Origin of the sequence: Clostridium sp. (assembly GCF_050717535.1) — a bacterium.
GTDB lineage: Bacteria > Bacillota > Clostridia > Clostridiales > Clostridiaceae > Clostridium_AD.
Genome location: NZ_JBOITM010000070.1, coordinates 21,908 through 38,451 on the forward strand (window position 1 = coordinate 21,908; position 16,544 = coordinate 38,451).

Annotated in this window: 16 protein-coding genes; 4 read left to right on the forward strand and 12 right to left on the reverse strand. The window is 31.2% G+C overall.

Annotated elements, in window-relative coordinates; translation table 11 throughout:
- Window positions 1-10 precede the first annotated feature (10 nt).
- From ACREVU_RS11935 to ACREVU_RS11975, 9 genes are all read right to left on the reverse strand, one after another.
- Window positions 11-2,239, reverse strand: a complete 2,229-nt coding sequence (locus tag ACREVU_RS11935) for a hypothetical protein (protein WP_431551823.1) — start codon at window positions 2,237-2,239, stop codon at window positions 11-13.
- A 132-nt stretch (window positions 2,240-2,371) separates the two neighbouring features.
- Window positions 2,372-3,025 (reverse strand): pentapeptide repeat-containing protein, encoded by a 654-nt coding sequence (locus ACREVU_RS11940; protein WP_431551824.1) that lies wholly within the window; start codon window positions 3,023-3,025, stop codon window positions 2,372-2,374.
- 231 nt (window positions 3,026-3,256) lie between these two features.
- Complete coding sequence (locus tag ACREVU_RS11945) at window positions 3,257-3,529, reverse strand: hypothetical protein (protein ID WP_431551825.1); 273 nt, start codon at window positions 3,527-3,529, stop codon at window positions 3,257-3,259.
- Window positions 3,530-3,570: 41 nt separating this feature from the next.
- Window positions 3,571-4,734, reverse strand: coding sequence for a multiple monosaccharide ABC transporter permease (mmsB, locus tag ACREVU_RS11950; protein ID WP_431551826.1), 1,164 nt, complete (start codon window positions 4,732-4,734; stop codon window positions 3,571-3,573).
- Window positions 4,735-4,736: 2 nt separating this feature from the next.
- Window positions 4,737-6,272, reverse strand: coding sequence for a multiple monosaccharide ABC transporter ATP-binding protein (gene mmsA / locus ACREVU_RS11955; RefSeq protein WP_431551892.1), 1,536 nt, complete (start codon window positions 6,270-6,272; stop codon window positions 4,737-4,739).
- 80 nt (window positions 6,273-6,352) lie between these two features.
- Window positions 6,353-7,438 carry a multiple monosaccharide ABC transporter substrate-binding protein gene (gene chvE / locus ACREVU_RS11960; RefSeq protein ID WP_431551827.1) on the reverse strand — a complete coding sequence of 362 codons (1,086 nt, stop codon included), beginning with the start codon at window positions 7,436-7,438 and terminating at the stop codon, window positions 6,353-6,355.
- Window positions 7,439-7,440: 2 nt separating this feature from the next.
- Window positions 7,441-8,955: a xylulokinase gene (gene xylB / locus ACREVU_RS11965; protein WP_431551828.1), complete on the reverse strand. Its 1,515-nt coding sequence runs from the start codon at window positions 8,953-8,955 to the stop codon at window positions 7,441-7,443.
- A gap of 75 nt (window positions 8,956-9,030) precedes the next feature.
- A complete protein-coding gene (gene xylA, locus ACREVU_RS11970; protein ID WP_431551829.1) occupies window positions 9,031-10,344 on the reverse strand; it encodes a xylose isomerase in 1,314 nt (437 codons plus the stop codon).
- A gap of 264 nt (window positions 10,345-10,608) precedes the next feature.
- Window positions 10,609-11,787, reverse strand: a complete 1,179-nt coding sequence (locus ACREVU_RS11975; protein ID WP_431551830.1) for an ROK family transcriptional regulator — start codon at window positions 11,785-11,787, stop codon at window positions 10,609-10,611.
- Between the two features lie 517 nt (window positions 11,788-12,304).
- Here ACREVU_RS11975 and ACREVU_RS11980 point away from each other — a divergent pair.
- Window positions 12,305-12,961: a toxin-antitoxin system YwqK family antitoxin gene (locus tag ACREVU_RS11980; RefSeq protein WP_431551831.1), complete on the forward strand. Its 657-nt coding sequence runs from the start codon at window positions 12,305-12,307 to the stop codon at window positions 12,959-12,961.
- A 195-nt stretch (window positions 12,962-13,156) separates the two neighbouring features.
- Complete coding sequence (locus ACREVU_RS11985; RefSeq protein ID WP_431551832.1) at window positions 13,157-13,768, forward strand: HAD family hydrolase; 612 nt, start codon at window positions 13,157-13,159, stop codon at window positions 13,766-13,768.
- A 110-nt stretch (window positions 13,769-13,878) separates the two neighbouring features.
- Here the strand turns inward: ACREVU_RS11985 and ACREVU_RS11990 are convergent, their stop codons facing one another.
- Both ACREVU_RS11990 and ACREVU_RS11995 read right to left on the reverse strand, forming a co-directional pair.
- Window positions 13,879-14,046 carry a hypothetical protein gene (locus tag ACREVU_RS11990; RefSeq protein ID WP_431551833.1) on the reverse strand — a complete coding sequence of 56 codons (168 nt, stop codon included), beginning with the start codon at window positions 14,044-14,046 and terminating at the stop codon, window positions 13,879-13,881.
- 47 nt (window positions 14,047-14,093) lie between these two features.
- Entirely contained in the window at window positions 14,094-15,209 is a 1,116-nt protein-coding gene (locus ACREVU_RS11995) for a M20 metallopeptidase family protein (RefSeq protein WP_431551834.1), read from the reverse strand.
- 261 nt (window positions 15,210-15,470) lie between these two features.
- Here ACREVU_RS11995 and ACREVU_RS12000 point away from each other — a divergent pair, with 261 nt between their 5' ends.
- Both ACREVU_RS12000 and ACREVU_RS12005 read left to right on the forward strand, forming a co-directional pair.
- Complete coding sequence (locus ACREVU_RS12000; RefSeq protein WP_431551835.1) at window positions 15,471-15,596, forward strand: hypothetical protein; 126 nt, start codon at window positions 15,471-15,473, stop codon at window positions 15,594-15,596.
- A 274-nt stretch (window positions 15,597-15,870) separates the two neighbouring features.
- Window positions 15,871-16,137 (forward strand): hypothetical protein, encoded by a 267-nt coding sequence (locus ACREVU_RS12005; RefSeq protein WP_431551836.1) that lies wholly within the window; start codon window positions 15,871-15,873, stop codon window positions 16,135-16,137.
- A gap of 49 nt (window positions 16,138-16,186) precedes the next feature.
- On the opposite strand, the gene ACREVU_RS12010 is transcribed toward ACREVU_RS12005, so the two are convergent.
- The gene (locus ACREVU_RS12010) at window positions 16,187-16,489 is read right to left on the reverse strand and encodes a hypothetical protein (RefSeq protein ID WP_431551837.1); all 303 of its coding nucleotides are present in this window, start codon (window positions 16,487-16,489) and stop codon (window positions 16,187-16,189) included.
- Between the last annotated feature and the right edge of the window lie 55 nt (window positions 16,490-16,544).

A 16,544-nucleotide genomic window follows, 5' to 3' on the forward strand; every position in this document is an offset into this window, starting at 1 on the left:
ACCCCCTTTTTTACTTAGTCTTTTTAACTTTCCATATGCCAGATAGCATGGCATCTGTAGAGGTAAGTTCAGTATATTGAATATGACTAGAGCTTATCATAAAACTTCCTGTTATATCTAATAAATTAACATTACCTTCAAATGTTGTTACCGATTGACTTTCTTCGTCTGTTCTTGTAAGTGTTACTTTTCCTTCCTTATATTTTACCTTGTATATCTGATTCTCGCTTTCCTCACATTCATATTCTGGGAAAGCACTTTTATAGTCTGCTTTAAGTGTTGCTTTAAATTCACTCTCGGATGCTCCTTTGGTAATAACAATTGTCAGCGGTACTTCTTTACCAATTACGTTTTTCGCCTTATTGATTACTTCTCTAATTTGCTTTTGATTTTCAACAGTGCTAAAGTCTAGTTCTTCACAGGTTTTTCCATCAGGTCCCTTGATTTCAGGAACAGATTCAGGATTTTTAAGTCCCTTTTCTGCATATTCTATAATTGGTGCCTCCGTTATTATTATAACTCCTGTATAAGTACCCACCTCTAATTTAACCTTTGGTGCATAACCCATCTCTTTAAGTAGCTTCTGATATACTTCTTCTCCGTATACATATCTGGTATTAATCAACTTTGCAAGATCTGATACCAGCATCTCTCCCTCCTTAAGCTTACCTATATTGTCTAGTCCTCTGCCTTGATCCTGTAAGTCTCCGTTTTTATACACCAAATCAAATCTTCCTGTTTCCTTCTGAATTCTTTTTATCTGATTGTACATCCTTTCAAGAATCTGCTCAATACTGCTATCTACTGGATACCAAGAACTTCCCTTTTTTAGAAGGTTCCACTGTTCAAACTGTTTAATAATTTCCTTTTGATTTTCTTCTGCCTGTGCTATTTCCTTTTCTTGTTTACTCCTATTTGTAAATTGCTCCTTCAGTGTTAGTTTCACCTTTTGCACAATCATAGAAATTTTTTCTGCTGAAAGACTTCCCTCATCTACTCCTATGGAATTTGCATATCTCTTTACTGCATCCATCTCTATCTGCCTTGCCACACCTCTCATCTGATTCCAAACATCCTCAAAATTTTCAGGGTCAACATCATAACCAAAAAGAATATAGTCATTTGAGCCCTCTTTAAATGCTTTATAGGCCTCTTCAATACCATCATTTTTCCAGTTTCCTATTTTCATATCAATAACATCTACCGCTACCTTTGCTACTTTGTAAACTGGAGAGTTTTCTGAAATGGCCTCTGCAATTTTCATCCCTGCTCCACTATAATCACCTTCCCATAGATGTCCCGCTGCAGCTGCTACCGTGCCCGTTTGACCAAATACGGTTGACAATGTGCCTGCTTCCTTACTATCTGCAAAGGTTTTACCAATCATTGTAGCTACATTAGCAGTATAGGATTTGAAATCTTTATTTACTAAGTCACTAGCCAGTTTACCGTATTCTAAATTTCCGTATTTTAGTTCCTTCATTACTTCTTCTGCAATTTTATTTATTTCCGATTTATTTTTTGCATTAAATTGACTAACTAAAATACTTTCGATCATATCACGAGTATTAGCCCTAACTTCTCCTTCAAGCTGCGACTCACCCCAGCTCTTTAAAGCCTTATCTTTTATAAACTCTGCTTTTCGCTCTTCCTCTGTAAGCTGCGCTGTACCCCATAATGGATTATTGTAAATATTGAAAGCAACATAGCCTGCTTTAACATTAACCTCTACAGGATTTGTATATGTCCATCCAGTTTCTTTAGTATAATGAACACCTTTGAATCCCTGGTATTCCTTCAGATCTTTTAAAGCCTCTTTATCAATAGCAATCTTAACAAGTAGAGGCATATTGCTCCTGTGTTCTTCACCTTCAATTTTAAATTCAAAAGGAGATCCAGATGGAGTCATGCCCTTACTACTATATTCTACAACATCTGTAATCTTTGAAATGATGAGCTTTGTTCCTTTAGGAAAAGAATCCTTGGGAACATTAACCTCAATACCATACAACTCTAAATCTCCAAGTGTATTATTTTTATCATAATTTTCTAGAAAAATGCTCTTTTTAAGCTTAGAATCTGATTTCCACTTCTGACCATCTACCCGTTTAATTTCACCACTTTTGTTGTTACATGCTACAAATAAAAATATAAAAATAAGCAATAAAGTTGTAATCTTAAAAAGGCTCTTATATCCTTTTTTACCCAATAACATATGACTTTGAGCTATCTTTTTCATTTTTATCCTCTCCTTCTGATATTATATGAATATTCTTACAACTGTACCTCTTAATTTAAGAATTTTTATATTTATTTGCAAAAAAATCTTCTTATCCTAAGATAAGAAGATAGATGAATTTCATATTAAATTTTATATAATAATAAGGCCTAGTATAGCCGAAAGGGAAATAGCTTGTATAGTAGTAACTTTTGCGCCCTTAACATCAGCGATATTTACTCCTATACCTTCAATGTCACAACTAGTAAAATCTATTCCTTTAAGACTTGTAAAATTCATTTGAGACTGAGTCAGATCAGACTCTTGAAATTCTACTTTTAAAAACTTTGAATTTTGAAAATCTGAAGAACGTAATAGACATTGAAGGAATGCAACTTGCTTCGAATTAGAATAACTAAAAAAAGCAAACTGGCCATTACAGTTTTCAAAAATCACATCTCTCAAAGTGGCTTCATTTAAATTAATACCAATAATTTTGCAATTTACAAATTCTACTTTATGGAGTGATGCCTCATTAAAATCTACATTTGATAAATCACAATTTTCGAATCTCACATCTACCATTTCTACACGTCTGAAAGTTATTTTATTAAAAGTAACTTTTGTAAATATTACTTGTTTAAAAGACACTCTATCTGCTTTATGATTTTCTAAAAAACAATCACTAACTGTTCCAAAAGAAAACTCACTTTCATCCTCAATATTCTCCTTAGATAGCTCTATAATATCTAAATCACTATCAAATTTAGGTCTTAAAACTTTTGTTTTTCTTTTCTTCTGTTCCATATATACTTCCTCCATTTTAATCTTTAAACAAATAACCTTAAAAAAGGTATTATATAAACTAACACTTTATTTATTTGTTTTTTTTATAACTAGGGATATAATTATAACACGTTTTCATTGTCCAACACTTAAAAGTTAATTTATTTCTCCTCATGCCTACATTTAAAACAAGCACTATACTACAAAAACAGTAGATATTTTATATATCTACTGTTTTTTCTCATTGACATTTTATATAAACCTAAGTTTTAGAAATATTGTTCTTACAGGATAATAACCAATAATTAATATTGCTAAAAAAATCATCCCCAGTGATGCATATGCTACACCAAATATTATACAAAATATTCCATCAAACAAGGTTACTCTTCTTTCATTTACTGTACTACATCGTTTCCTTGCATTTTCATAAGAAATTTCTTTACCAGGATATTTGTTATACGCAATGGCACATATACCCAATGCTACAACCATAATTCCTAATATAATGTTAGTTGGTGACATAAACATATCCCCCTTTGGCCTAAAATATTTCATATATTTATTTATGCATTTTTTGATTTTGAATATACATCAAATGCTACAGCAAATAATAATACCAGCCCTTTAATTGTCTGTTGCCAGTCAATCCCTACTCCCATAAGTGACATTCCGTTATTCATAACTCCCATAAAAATACCACCAATCATAGCTCCCATAATTGTACCGATACCACCAGCAGTTGATGCTCCTCCAATAAAGCAAGCAGCAATTGCATCTAGCTCAAAACCAACCCCTGCATTCGGTGTTGCTGAATTAAGTCTTGCAGCAAAAACTAATCCTGCAAGAGCACTCAGTACTCCCATATTAACAAATACCAAGAATACAATCCATTTTGTTTTTACACCAGAAAGTCTTGCTGCTTTTTCGTTTCCTCCAAGGGCATAAATATGTCTTCCAAGAGTAGTTTTTGTAGTTATAAAAGTATAGAAAGCTACTAAAATTGCTAATAGAACTAAAACATTAGGTAATCCTCTATATTTAGCCATTATATAACAAAATCCATTTATAATAATTATAATTGTAACCATTTTAATACCTAATACTACTGGACTCGTAACCTCAAAATTGTATTTTTTTTGAGTATTTCTTTTTTTTATTTCAGATATTATATATAAAACTGTTAAAATTAACCCAATTACTATAGTTGTAATATGAATTTCATTACCATTAAATAAATCTGGAATAAAACCAGTACTCATCAATTGAAATGATTTAGGAAAAGGTGCAATGGAAGTACCGTTTAATGAAACATAGGTTAAACCTCTAAATACCATCATTCCTGCAAGGGTAGTTATAAAGGCTGGTATTCTTACATAAGCAATCCAAAATCCTTGCCAAGCTCCTATAATAGCACCGATAATTAATAGAACTATAATTCCAAGTGGAATAGACATATTATTGTTAATTATCATCATTCCAGCAAGAGCTCCAATTACAGCTGCTACTGAGCCTACCGATAAATCAATATGAAAAGCAACTATTACAAGTAACATACCAATTGCTAAAATTAATATATAACTATTCTGCAATATTAAATTAGTAATATTTACAGGTTTTAACAAAATGCCACCTGTTGCAATCTGAAAATATATCATAATTCCTACTAGTGCAATTATCATGCTGTATTGAGTTACATTTTCCTTGAATGTTTTAATTAAAGCTTTCATTATTAACCCTCCTGCCCTTTGTTTAATATCATTTTCATGATTTTCTCCTGGGATGCATCCTTAGCACTTATTTCTCCTAGTATTTTCCCTTCGTTCATAACATATATTCTATCGCAAATTCCCAGTAATTCCGGAAGTTCTGAAGAAATAACCATTACACCCTTTTCTTCTGCTGCTAATTTATTGATTATAGTATATATTTCATATTTTGCACCTACATCAATACCTCTAGTGGGTTCATCCAAAATTAGCACCTCAGGCTCTGCAAAAATCCACTTAGCCAAAATTACCTTTTGCTGATTTCCACCACTTAGATTACCTGTTTTTTGAAGTATCCCTGAACATTTTATGTTTAGTCTTTTACGTAAATCTTCTGCTGCTAGAATTTCTTCATTTTCATTAATTACACCAGATTTAGATATTTTTTTCAAATTTGCCAAAGTAGTATTTCCTTTTATGTGATCTATTAAAATAAGTCCGTACTCTTTTCTATCCTCAGTGACATAGGCCAGACCGCTTTCAATAGCCTTATTTACACTATTTAAATGTACTTCTTTATCATTAATGAATACTTGCCCACTTATTTTTTTACCATAAGATTTCCCAAAAATACTCATGGCAAGCTCTGTTCTTCCCGCTCCCATAAGCCCTGCAATTCCTACAACTTCCCCTTTGTGAATCACAATATTCACATTATCACTAACTTTACGATCAATAACTACAGGATGGTACACATTCCAATTCTTCACTTCAAATATAATATCCCCAATTTTAGGTTCTCTTTGTGGATATCTATTAACTAGCTCTCGTCCAACCATGCCTTTAATTATTCTATCTTCTGTAATATTATCCTTATGAGTATCAAGGGTTTCAATAGTCGCTCCGTCTCTTAGTATAGTTATTGAGTCTGAAATCTTTTTAATTTCATTTAATTTATGAGATATCATAATTGAAGTAATTCCATGGCTCTTAAGGTCCTCAATTAACTTTAACAAGTTATCACTATCAGCTTCATTTAAGGCCGAAGTTGGCTCATCCAATATGAGCAATTTAACTTCTTTAGATAGTGCTTTTGCAATTTCAACCAACTGTTGCTTTCCTACTCCAATGTTAGTTATAAGAGTATCAGGAGATTCATTTAAGCCTACCCTTTTTAATAGCTGGCAGGTTTTTCTCTTAGTCACATTCCAATCAACTACACCATTTTTACTTTGTTCGTTTCCAAGAAATATATTTTCGGCAATAGATAGAGATGGTACTAGTGCTAATTCTTGATGAATAATTACTATTCCTAAATGCTCACTATTTTTTATATCTTTAAATTCACACAGCTTATCCTTAAATAGAATATCTCCAGAATATGTTCCATGCGGATATACTCCACTTAATACCTTCATTAGTGTTGATTTACCTGCACCATTCTCTCCAACTAGTGCATGAATCTCACCTTGTTTAACCTCTAGGTTAACATTATCCAAGGCTTTAACACCTGGAAAGGTTTTGGTAATATTTTTCATTTCAAGAATAATATCCGACATATGAAATTCAGCTCCTCCCATTTTATATAGATTTAGTGGTGGCTATAACCCCACCACTAAATATCACTTTATCTGTTTTTTTATTTTAGTTTATCAGCAGTGATGTATCCACTATCTACTAAAATCTTTTTATAATTTGATTTATCAACAACAACTGGATCACATAGGAATGAAGGAACAACCTTAAGTCCAGTGTCATATGTTTTCGTATCATTAACTGTAGGCTTTTTGCCATTAACAACAGCATCAGCCATTTCAGCAGCTTTTGCAGCGAGCACTCTTGTATCCTTAAATACAGAAGATGCTTGTTCTCCTGCAATTATAGATTTAACTGAAGCAACTTCGCAATCTTGACCTGTAGTTATTGGCATCTTTTGAGTTGATGATCCATACCCCACACCTTTTAAAGACGATAATACCCCAATACTAATAGCATCATTGGGACATAATACTGCGTCAACCTTAGTCGTAGTATAGTTTTTGCTTAATAAATTATCCATCCTTGATTGTGCCTTAGCACCATCCCATCCTAAAATACCAATCTGTGAATATTCTTTCTGTCCACTCTTAACAACTAATTTACCTGAAGTAATATATGGTTGTAGGACTGACATAGCTCCATCAAAGAAAAACTTTGCATTATTGTCATCTGGTGAACCTGCAAATAATTCAATGTTAAACGGACCTTTTCCATCTTTTAATTCTAAAGTTTTCTCTATATAACCACCTTGAAGAACTCCAACTTTAAAATTATCGAAGGTTGCATAGTAATCTATAAATGCAGTTTTTGTAATCAATCGATCATAAGATATTACTGGAATTTTTGCATCATGAGCCTGTTTTAATACATCTGTAAGTGCTGTACCATCAACTGCAGCAATTACTAATACATCTGCACCTTTGGTAATCATATTTTCAATTTGAGATATTTGATTTGCTACACTATTGTCAGCATATTGTAAATCTGTCTTATATCCTAAATCTTCAAGTGACTTAACCATATTACCTCCATCGTTAATCCATCTCTGTAATGTCTTTTCAGGCATTGCTATCCCCACAATTTTACCATTAGATTTTACTCCATCTTTAGATGAAGTTTTTGAACCACATGCTGTAAGTCCTAGTACCATTACGCATATCAATAATGCCGATAATATTTTTTTCATTTCTATTCCCCCTCGTATAAATTTAATTTACTTAAATCTTTGAATTTATCTTTTAGGCAACCATAAAGAGATACATATACCTTATATATTTCATTATATTTTTCTACATCTTTTTTTATTGGTTCAATAATCTCAGTTATATTAATTAGTTCACTGCATGCCTCCTCAACATTTGCATAGAGTCCACAACCTACTGCAGCCAAAATTGAAGCTCCATATGCAGGTCCTTCCTTAGAATTTATGCTACAAACTTTTAAATTGAACACATTTGCTAAAATTTGCTTCCATAGTACACTTTTTGAACCACCTCCACTTACTCTTACCTCTCTTACTTCTACACCCATACTTTTTAAAATTTCTAATGAATCTCTGAGTCCAAAGCACACCCCTTCAAGAATAGAACGTGTCATGTCACCCCTTTTATGAGTTATATTTAAACCTATAAAAGCACCCTTGGCATCCGGATCACTATAAGGCGTCCTTTCTCCTATAAGGTATGGTAAATAAATTAAACCTTTACAACCTACAGCTGTTTTTTCAGCCTCAGAAAGCAAAATTTCAAAAGAATTTGTCTTTGTATCTATATTTATATTATCATTCCACCACTGCAAAGACGATGCTGCTGAAAGCATAACCCCCATTTGATGCCATTTTCCATTGGAATGACAAAAGGAATGTAACCTATTCCCACTATCTACGGAAAACTTTTCGTCACAAGCAAATACAACTCCTGAAGTCCCTAATGCAACAGAAACTATACCACTATGAACTGTACCCGTTCCCACAGCACCTGCTGCCTGATCTCCAGCACCTGCAACCACCACTGTTTTTTCACAAAGTCCCGTAGCCTTTGCTGCTTCTTCACATACTTTACCTGTTATCTCAAATGATTCGAAAACTTTAGGTAAAATTTCCTCTTTAATTTCTAAAATATTCAACATTTCCTTAGACCATTTTCTATTTTCAACATCAAACATTAAAGTTCCTGATGCATCAGACACATCTGTTGCAAACATACCTGTAAGTTTAAATCTTATATAATCTTTTGGAAGCATCATTTTAGCGATTTTATGATAAATATCACTTCTATGTTTTTTAACCCATAACACTTTAGGTGCAGTAAAACCAGTTAATGCCATATTACCTGTGTATTTAGAAAGTTTATCCTTTCCTATAACATCATTTAAATAGTCACATTCTTCTTGCGTTCTTTGATCACACCATAAAATTGCAGGCATAAGTACTTCATTGTCTTTATCTAAAAGTACTAAGCTATGCATTTGTCCGCTAAATCCTATCCCAGTTATTTCTACAGATTCCAAACCACTTTGGGCAATAACCTCTTTAATACATTCTTTTGTGCTATACCACCAATCCTCAGGATTTTGCTCTGCCCATCCAATGTTGGGGTAACTAATTTCATAATTTTTAGACACATTGTTAATTACTTTCCCATTACAATCCATAACTATTACTTTTACTGAAGAAGTACCTAAGTCAATTCCTAAGAAATACATATTTTACCTCCCTTACATTAGCCTTTTTATAATATATATAGGCAACCTAGTATTGCCTATACATATCAATTGTTTCTATGCTAGAATATATCTATTCAATATTGCTTCCAGCATCTCTTGTCTTCCTGATTTGTTTACTATAGCTTTATTATCTAAAGCATATTTTTCAAGTTCATTAAATCCAACTTTACTCTCCACTATCTCTTTTCCTATACCATCACTATAGCTTGAGTATCTTTCCGCTATGAAGTTTTCTAATTCTCCTGTTTCTAGTAATTTATGAGCTATTTTAAAACCCTTTGCAAATGTATCCATTCCAGCAATATGAGAATAGAACAAGTCTATTGGTTCAAAAGATGCTCTTCTCGTTTTTGCATCAAAGTTAAGTCCACCACAGTGAAGTCCGCCATTCTTTATTACTTCGTACATTGCAAGAGTTGCAGTGCGAATATCTGTAGGAAATTGGTCTGTGTCCCATCCAAGATTTGAATCCCCTTGGTTTGCATCTACACTTCCTAGTACACCATTCACTCTTGCTAAGTGAAGTTCATGTTCAAAAGTATGACCAGCTAAAGTAGCATGATTTGCTTCTATATTCATCTTAAAATGTTTGTCTAAATCATATTTTCTTAAAAACCCTAGTACTGTAGCTACATCAAAATCATACTGATGCTTTGTTGGCTCCATTGGCTTAGGTTCAATTAAAAATTGACCAGTAAATCCAATTTCACTTGCATAATCCACAGCCATATGAAAAAATCTAGCCAAGTTATCTTGTTCAAGCCCCATATCAGTATTTAACAGTGTTTCATAGCCCTCACGACCACCCCAGAAAACATAATTCTGTCCACCTAATAAATTTGTTACCTCCAAAGCTTTTTTAGTTTGGGCTGCTGCATATGCAAACACATCTGCATTGGATGAAGATGCTGCTCCATGCACAAATCTAGGATTACTAAATAAATTTGCAGTACCCCATAAAAGTTTTACTCCAGTTTTTTGGGATAATTCTTTTGCAAGTAAAACGATTTCATCTAAGTTTCTATTAGTTTCTGCAAGATCTTCGCCTTCTGGTGCAATATCTCTATCATGAAAGCAAAAATATCCTACTCCTAATTTTTCTGCAAACTCAAAGTTAGCATACATTCTAGCCTTTGCAAGTTCCATTCCACTCAAATTATCCCAGCTTCTTTGCATAGTTGCCATTCCAAATGGGTCGTTTCCACTAGCTGTAAAAGTGTGCCAGAAGGCAACTGCAAAACGTAAATGCTCCTTCATTGTCTTTCCATCAATAACCTCATCTGCATTATAGTATTTGTAGGCTAATGGATTTTTAGATTGTTTTCCCTCATATTTCACTTTTTGAATATCTTTAAAAAATTCACCCATTTTACGACCTCCTAAAAATTTTCTGTTACACTTTTCTATATTTACATCATATCACTTATTTCAAACTTTTTAAAGCTATTTTATAAAGTTATTTTATAAAGTTTAATTATTGTGTTCCAGACTGATAAAAAAAACAAGAAGCGGTGAAATTAAAGTAATTTCGCCAACTTCTTAAATATATATTTAACTATTCTATTTAGATTTACTCATATAAATCAGGCTCAACAAGTCTTTTGCCGCCTGCTAATTAAATATACTATAATATTATATTATTTTTTTATTTATAAAAAATATATCTTGCATAGTCATTAAAGCTGCCCCTAGTATAGATGCATTGGATTTTAATTTTGAAAATGACAGCTTACATTCTCCTTTAGTGTAAAAACTATTTTCTTCAAAAACCTTCATTATCAAAAGTTCTTTAAAATATTCTTCGTAATATGCAATTTTTCCTCCTATTATAACTTCCTCAGGATCGATTATTAAAATTATATTTTTAATTCCTTCTGCTAGGTAACTTATATAATTATGAAGAATATTTTTTGCTTTCTCATTAACACTTGTAAGTTTAAAGAATTCCCCCATGCTTTTGTCTGTTGTATTAAATTCATAATTATATTGTTTTATTAAAGCTTTTTCAGAAGCATATAGTTCCCAGCATCCTTTTTTACCACAATTACATTGCTTTCCATCTTTCACTATAGTCATATGACCAAACTCTCCAGCACGCTTATTATGTCCCTTATAAAGATTCCCGTTTATCATTATTCCTGTACCTATTCCTCCTGTTATAGACACAAAAACTATATCTTTTACACCATTATCAAAATTCAAGAAAGTTTCTGCATAGGCAGCTGTATTTGCTTCATTTTCTATATAAAATTTATAATTATACTTAGTCTCATATTTTTGGAAATCTATATTTTTCAATCTTAGATTTGGTGCATTTCCCAAAAAAAGCTTTTCTTCATCTACGGTACCTGGTAATGAAAACCCTATACCAATTATCTTTTCATTAGGTATTTTTAAGCTATCAACTATTGCATCTATACGTTCTTTAATATTATCCATTAATATATCTACACTTTGATATTCTTGTACTATCTCAAACTCCTCTTCTTTAATTATCACAAGCTTAAGATTTACCAATGCAATTCTTATCTTATTACTAGTTACAGACACTCCAAATGAATATTTAGCCTCAGGTAAAAACCTTACAATAATAGGTTTTCTACCACCTGTGGATTCTGCTACACCTGCCTCATCTAAATACCCCTCCTCAATAATCTCATTCACATTACTAATAACTGTAGGTATGCTTATATGAAGTTCTCTTGATATTTCTTGCTTTGTAAGTTGATTTTTTTTATATAAAAGCTGTATTATATTTTTTTTATTTATTTTTTTTATTGTTTCCTGATCTAAAATAATTAGTTTTTTCAAAGATAAATTCACACCCCGATCTATAATTTTAATCTATACACATAAAGTATACCATTCTTTCAATCTTATTAATTCGGTTTTATAAAGTTATTTTTAATAAAATCCTCAAACCACCTAAGAACTTTATCAATTAATGGGGTTTTAACTTGTGCAATTTCACAAAACTCAATAAATAATTCCACTCATCAGGCCTTGAAGTCAACAATATGATATTTCATTCCAATCACAAAAAAATGAAACCTGTAAGTAATGAATATAAACTATATTTAGCTTTCTTTTACCCAATATACTTTTTTATAAAAATTTAAGAAAAAATTTTTAAAATTATTATTTATTTTTGAAGGATAATGTATTTGATTATAGAATTATACAATTATAGATAAGTATTTTTTCCTTATCTAAGTTCAATTAGAAAGTAATTATTTCTAAAATCCTTATGAATAATCAAAAGTATACTTAATTATTAAAATTCTTATTGAAAAATTGTTATAATTTATTATAGGAGTGATGAATTATTATGATGAATGAAATTAAGTCAATGGATAATGTGCTTTTGAATCTCAATTGGGGATTCATGTCTCTACAACAATATGACGAGATTGTAAAGTTTAAAAAATTCAAATGGATAAAAGGATATGAGATTTCACAAGAGTTACATACATTATACCCAAATCCTCCCTCCATACATGATAGTAAATCTATTAGAGTCGGTACAGCTGATACAATTTTTAAAATAGCACATGTAAATAGCAGTAAAATCACTCAAGAAGTTCTTGATACCTTGCATAGTCATATATTTGATTGTTCTGCAGCATTTAGGCTAGCACTTGTGCAATCACTTTTGTGTGTAGGCAATAGTACTTCCCTTGCACCAATTCAGCAATTATTAACTGTAGAAAAAGAATCAATGGCTATAAGAAACACCTGTGAGATAGTTCTTTATAAGATTCTAAATAGTAAAAAGTTTTTAGATGCTGGCACTTTCATATATGTGGGAGACCTTATAGATGGGGCAGCTGATGGAGATGGAAAAATGTATTATAAATATAACGGACAATTAATTTACGAAGGCGCTTTTAAAAGTAATCGTTTTCATGGTTTAGGCCTATATTATGACGATTATAGAAATATCCAAAATAAAGGTAGATTCCTGAATGGTGAATTTATTGGGTAGAAAATAGGGCATTGTCTAATGAAACCTGTAAAATCATATACTAATTATTACTACCTCCTGCATTTTGCATATATAGATTATTTAGACTAAAGAAAATTATAGTTAAATTTATACTGAATTCCTGTTTTATATGTGTTACTATTTATTTGTTAGTTATATTACAATTAAAATTATAATCTATTATGGAGGTAGCAAATGATTAAAAATATAATCTTTGATATAGGAAATGTACTATTAGAATTTAACCCAATAGATTATCTTAAAAAGACTTTCAACGATGGTAACATTGAAAAGCTTCTTTACAAAGAAATATTTCAGAGTGAAGAATGGATTCATCTAGATAGAGGAATATTAACTCAAGACCAAGCAGTAAATACAATAACACTAAGAAACCCTGATCATGAAATACATATTAAGAAATGCATGGATAATTGGATTGACATATTGACACCTATTGACAGCACAGTAAAAATAATTAATGATCTAAAAGAAAAGGGCTATAAGCTATACCTGCTTTCAAATTTTCATTCATTAGCTTTTGAAACAATTTGTTCTAAATATAATTTCTTTAAAAAATTTGATGGGGGTATAATCTCCTATAAAGAAAATCTTCTAAAACCTGAACCTGAAATTTATACAAAACTTTTAAATACTTATAAGCTAAATGCAGAAGAATGCCTATTTATCGATGATACCTTAGTGAATATTGAAGCAGCTGCTAAACTGGGTATTAAGACCCTCCATTATAATCCATTGGTGCCACCCACGTTACAATTGGCAAGTTTAGTAAATTTACATATTAGTTAACATTTTTTTAATTTTATTAAGTGAAAATAAAAATATATAAGGGATAGACATTTATGCCTATCCCTTATATTTAAGCTTTAATTTTCTTATCATAATCTTTTATAGTTCCTTCATGAACTAAGAGATTTATTAAAAGCCACTGTCCACTGCTTACTAACTATCACATTTTCTTTAGCCCCCACGTCCCCATAAGTGCTAGCCTTAACTATTGTTTGCATAGAGATAAACAATGCAAAAGTTAAAATCATAATTGTAAAGGTTTTAAAGATATTTTTCATATGTTCCTCCTAATTCGTCATTAAATTAATTTATATATTATATCACCTTAGTACTCTAATGAAATTATAAAATTTATTATTATATAAATCCCATTTAAAATTGCTTCTTCTGAGGCATCAAAATCTGGAGAATGAAGGGGATGGATTCCTTTAGTCTTATCCTCTATTCCAAGTCTAAAATGTACAGATGGAATAGCTTCTGCAAAAAATGCAAAATCCTCTGAAGCAAAGGTTTTTTCTAAGTGTAAAACCTTATCTGCTCCTATGAGTTTTTTCGTAATCTCAACAAATTTATTAGTGAGTAATTTGTTACTTATTAATGGTGGATATTGAAAATCATATTTTACTCCCACCTTGCATCCGTATTTGTCACCAGATAACTGTGCATTCTTTAATATATCATCATGTAATTTATTTCTAAGTTCACTATTAAATGTTCTTACAGTACCTAAAACCTCACATTCTTCTGCTATTACATTATTTACATTTCCACATTGTATAGAAGCAAAAGTAATTATATGTGGGTCCAAAGGATTATTTTCTATTCTAGATTGTATATTCATACTCTGAATGAATTCTATGGCAGGATATATTGGATTTTTACATAAATGTGGCATGGCGGCATGCCCCCCCTTACCTATAAAGTGCATATGAAAATTATCTACTGAGGCCATCGAAGCACCACTTGCAACTTCAATTGTCCCTACAAGTACATTAGGCCATACATGAAATCCAATCATATAATTAACCCGTGGCTCTTCAAGTACACCCTCTTTTATCATTGGTGAAGCTCCACCTTCTGTTTCTTCACCTGGCTGAAAAATAAATTTTACAGTTTTATCATATCCTAATTTTTTGAGTATTAGTGCAGTCCCTAAAACAATAGCCATATGATAATCATGACCGCAAGCATGAGAAACCCCATTTATAGGTAAAGCATCCATATCTGATCTAATAGCAATACAATTATCTCCTGAATTTAAAGTAGCCACTACTCCAGTCCTTGCCAGCACCTTTGTATCTATATTTAAATTTTTAAAAAAGTCGATAATAATGCCTTGAGTCTTAATCTCCTTAAAGGACAGTTCTGCGTTAATATTTAATTTTTTTCTTAAGTTTTTTATAGTATCAATGTTTTTTTCTATTAGCTGTCTAATATCCAAATTATCACCACCTATAAATATACTAAATCTTATTAATATAAGCATATACCATAAATGTTATAAGTATGCAAGATTAAAGTTAAATATGGCATTCCCCATTACACATTAAAAGTCATAGATTGTTTACATTATTGACATATAAATGAAACAATTGTTTAGTATTATGTTAATAGTAGTTATTTTTTCGGAGAAAACTACATCAACTAAACATAATGTCGAATTTTGTAATATTGCCTTTAGAGGCAGAAATGGGGACAATTTATGATGAAATCTGAATACGAAAATATACCTGAAATGTCGAGATTATATTCTATCTTAATTGCTTTTTGCGTTGGTGCTTCAGTTTTATCACTGGTTGGGATTAAAATACTTTTAACAACTATGTAACTCAGTGATATGCCACTAGTGTTATTAATGGATTAATAACACTGTAATTGCTGTATATGGATATATATAAGGAAATATATAAAAAAAATAAAGTTCCTGGTTGTATTATTAATACCTGTTACAGTAATCCCGCCATTTACTATTGCAGTAGAAACTGTATTTAGTATGTGGTGTTTTTTTGTTTTTAAATAATTTTTACTTGAGTTCCACAAAATTTTACTTTTGCTAAACCATAGTATTTAAGTTATAATTTTATTAATAATGGAGGTGTCTTATGAATGTTGATTTTTCAAATATTAATCTGAATACCATTATTATGTTTGCATTAGCTTTATTACTTGCTTATCTTGGTATTGCTGTATTTAAAATGATTGGAAGGATACTAAGTATTGCCATTGGTATATTCCTTTTGATATATGTTCTTCAACAAATAGGTATTACAATACCCATATTGACTGATATTCTTAGTACTATTTTACAGCTATTAAAGCCAATTATCCATATTGTAACTAATTTGTTTAGTTCTGTGAAAACAAAATAATATTTAACAAGATAAAGCGATTATGTTTTTACATAATCGCTTTATCTTGTTAAATGGATTCTTTAAAATTCAGTTTTTCTACTATTATACAAGGATTAGATGTTCTGCTTACTATCTTCCTTCCTTTTAAGTCACTTTCTATTTCTTCTAACACAAATTCAATCCTACCTTGGCAATGAGGAGCAACCCTCCCACCTAGAATTTTATATACCGCAACTATCTCACCTCTGTGTGTAACTACAGCAGTATCTTGTTTTGATACAGTTTCAAGTTTTCTCTTCCAGGACCTACTAACTCTCTCTAGTAGTTGCGCTGAACTTTGTGGAACTTCTGATATTTTTATAAGTACCATAAATCTTCCCCTAATTTATTTCTATCACACCAATATATACGCTAGGTATGCAACA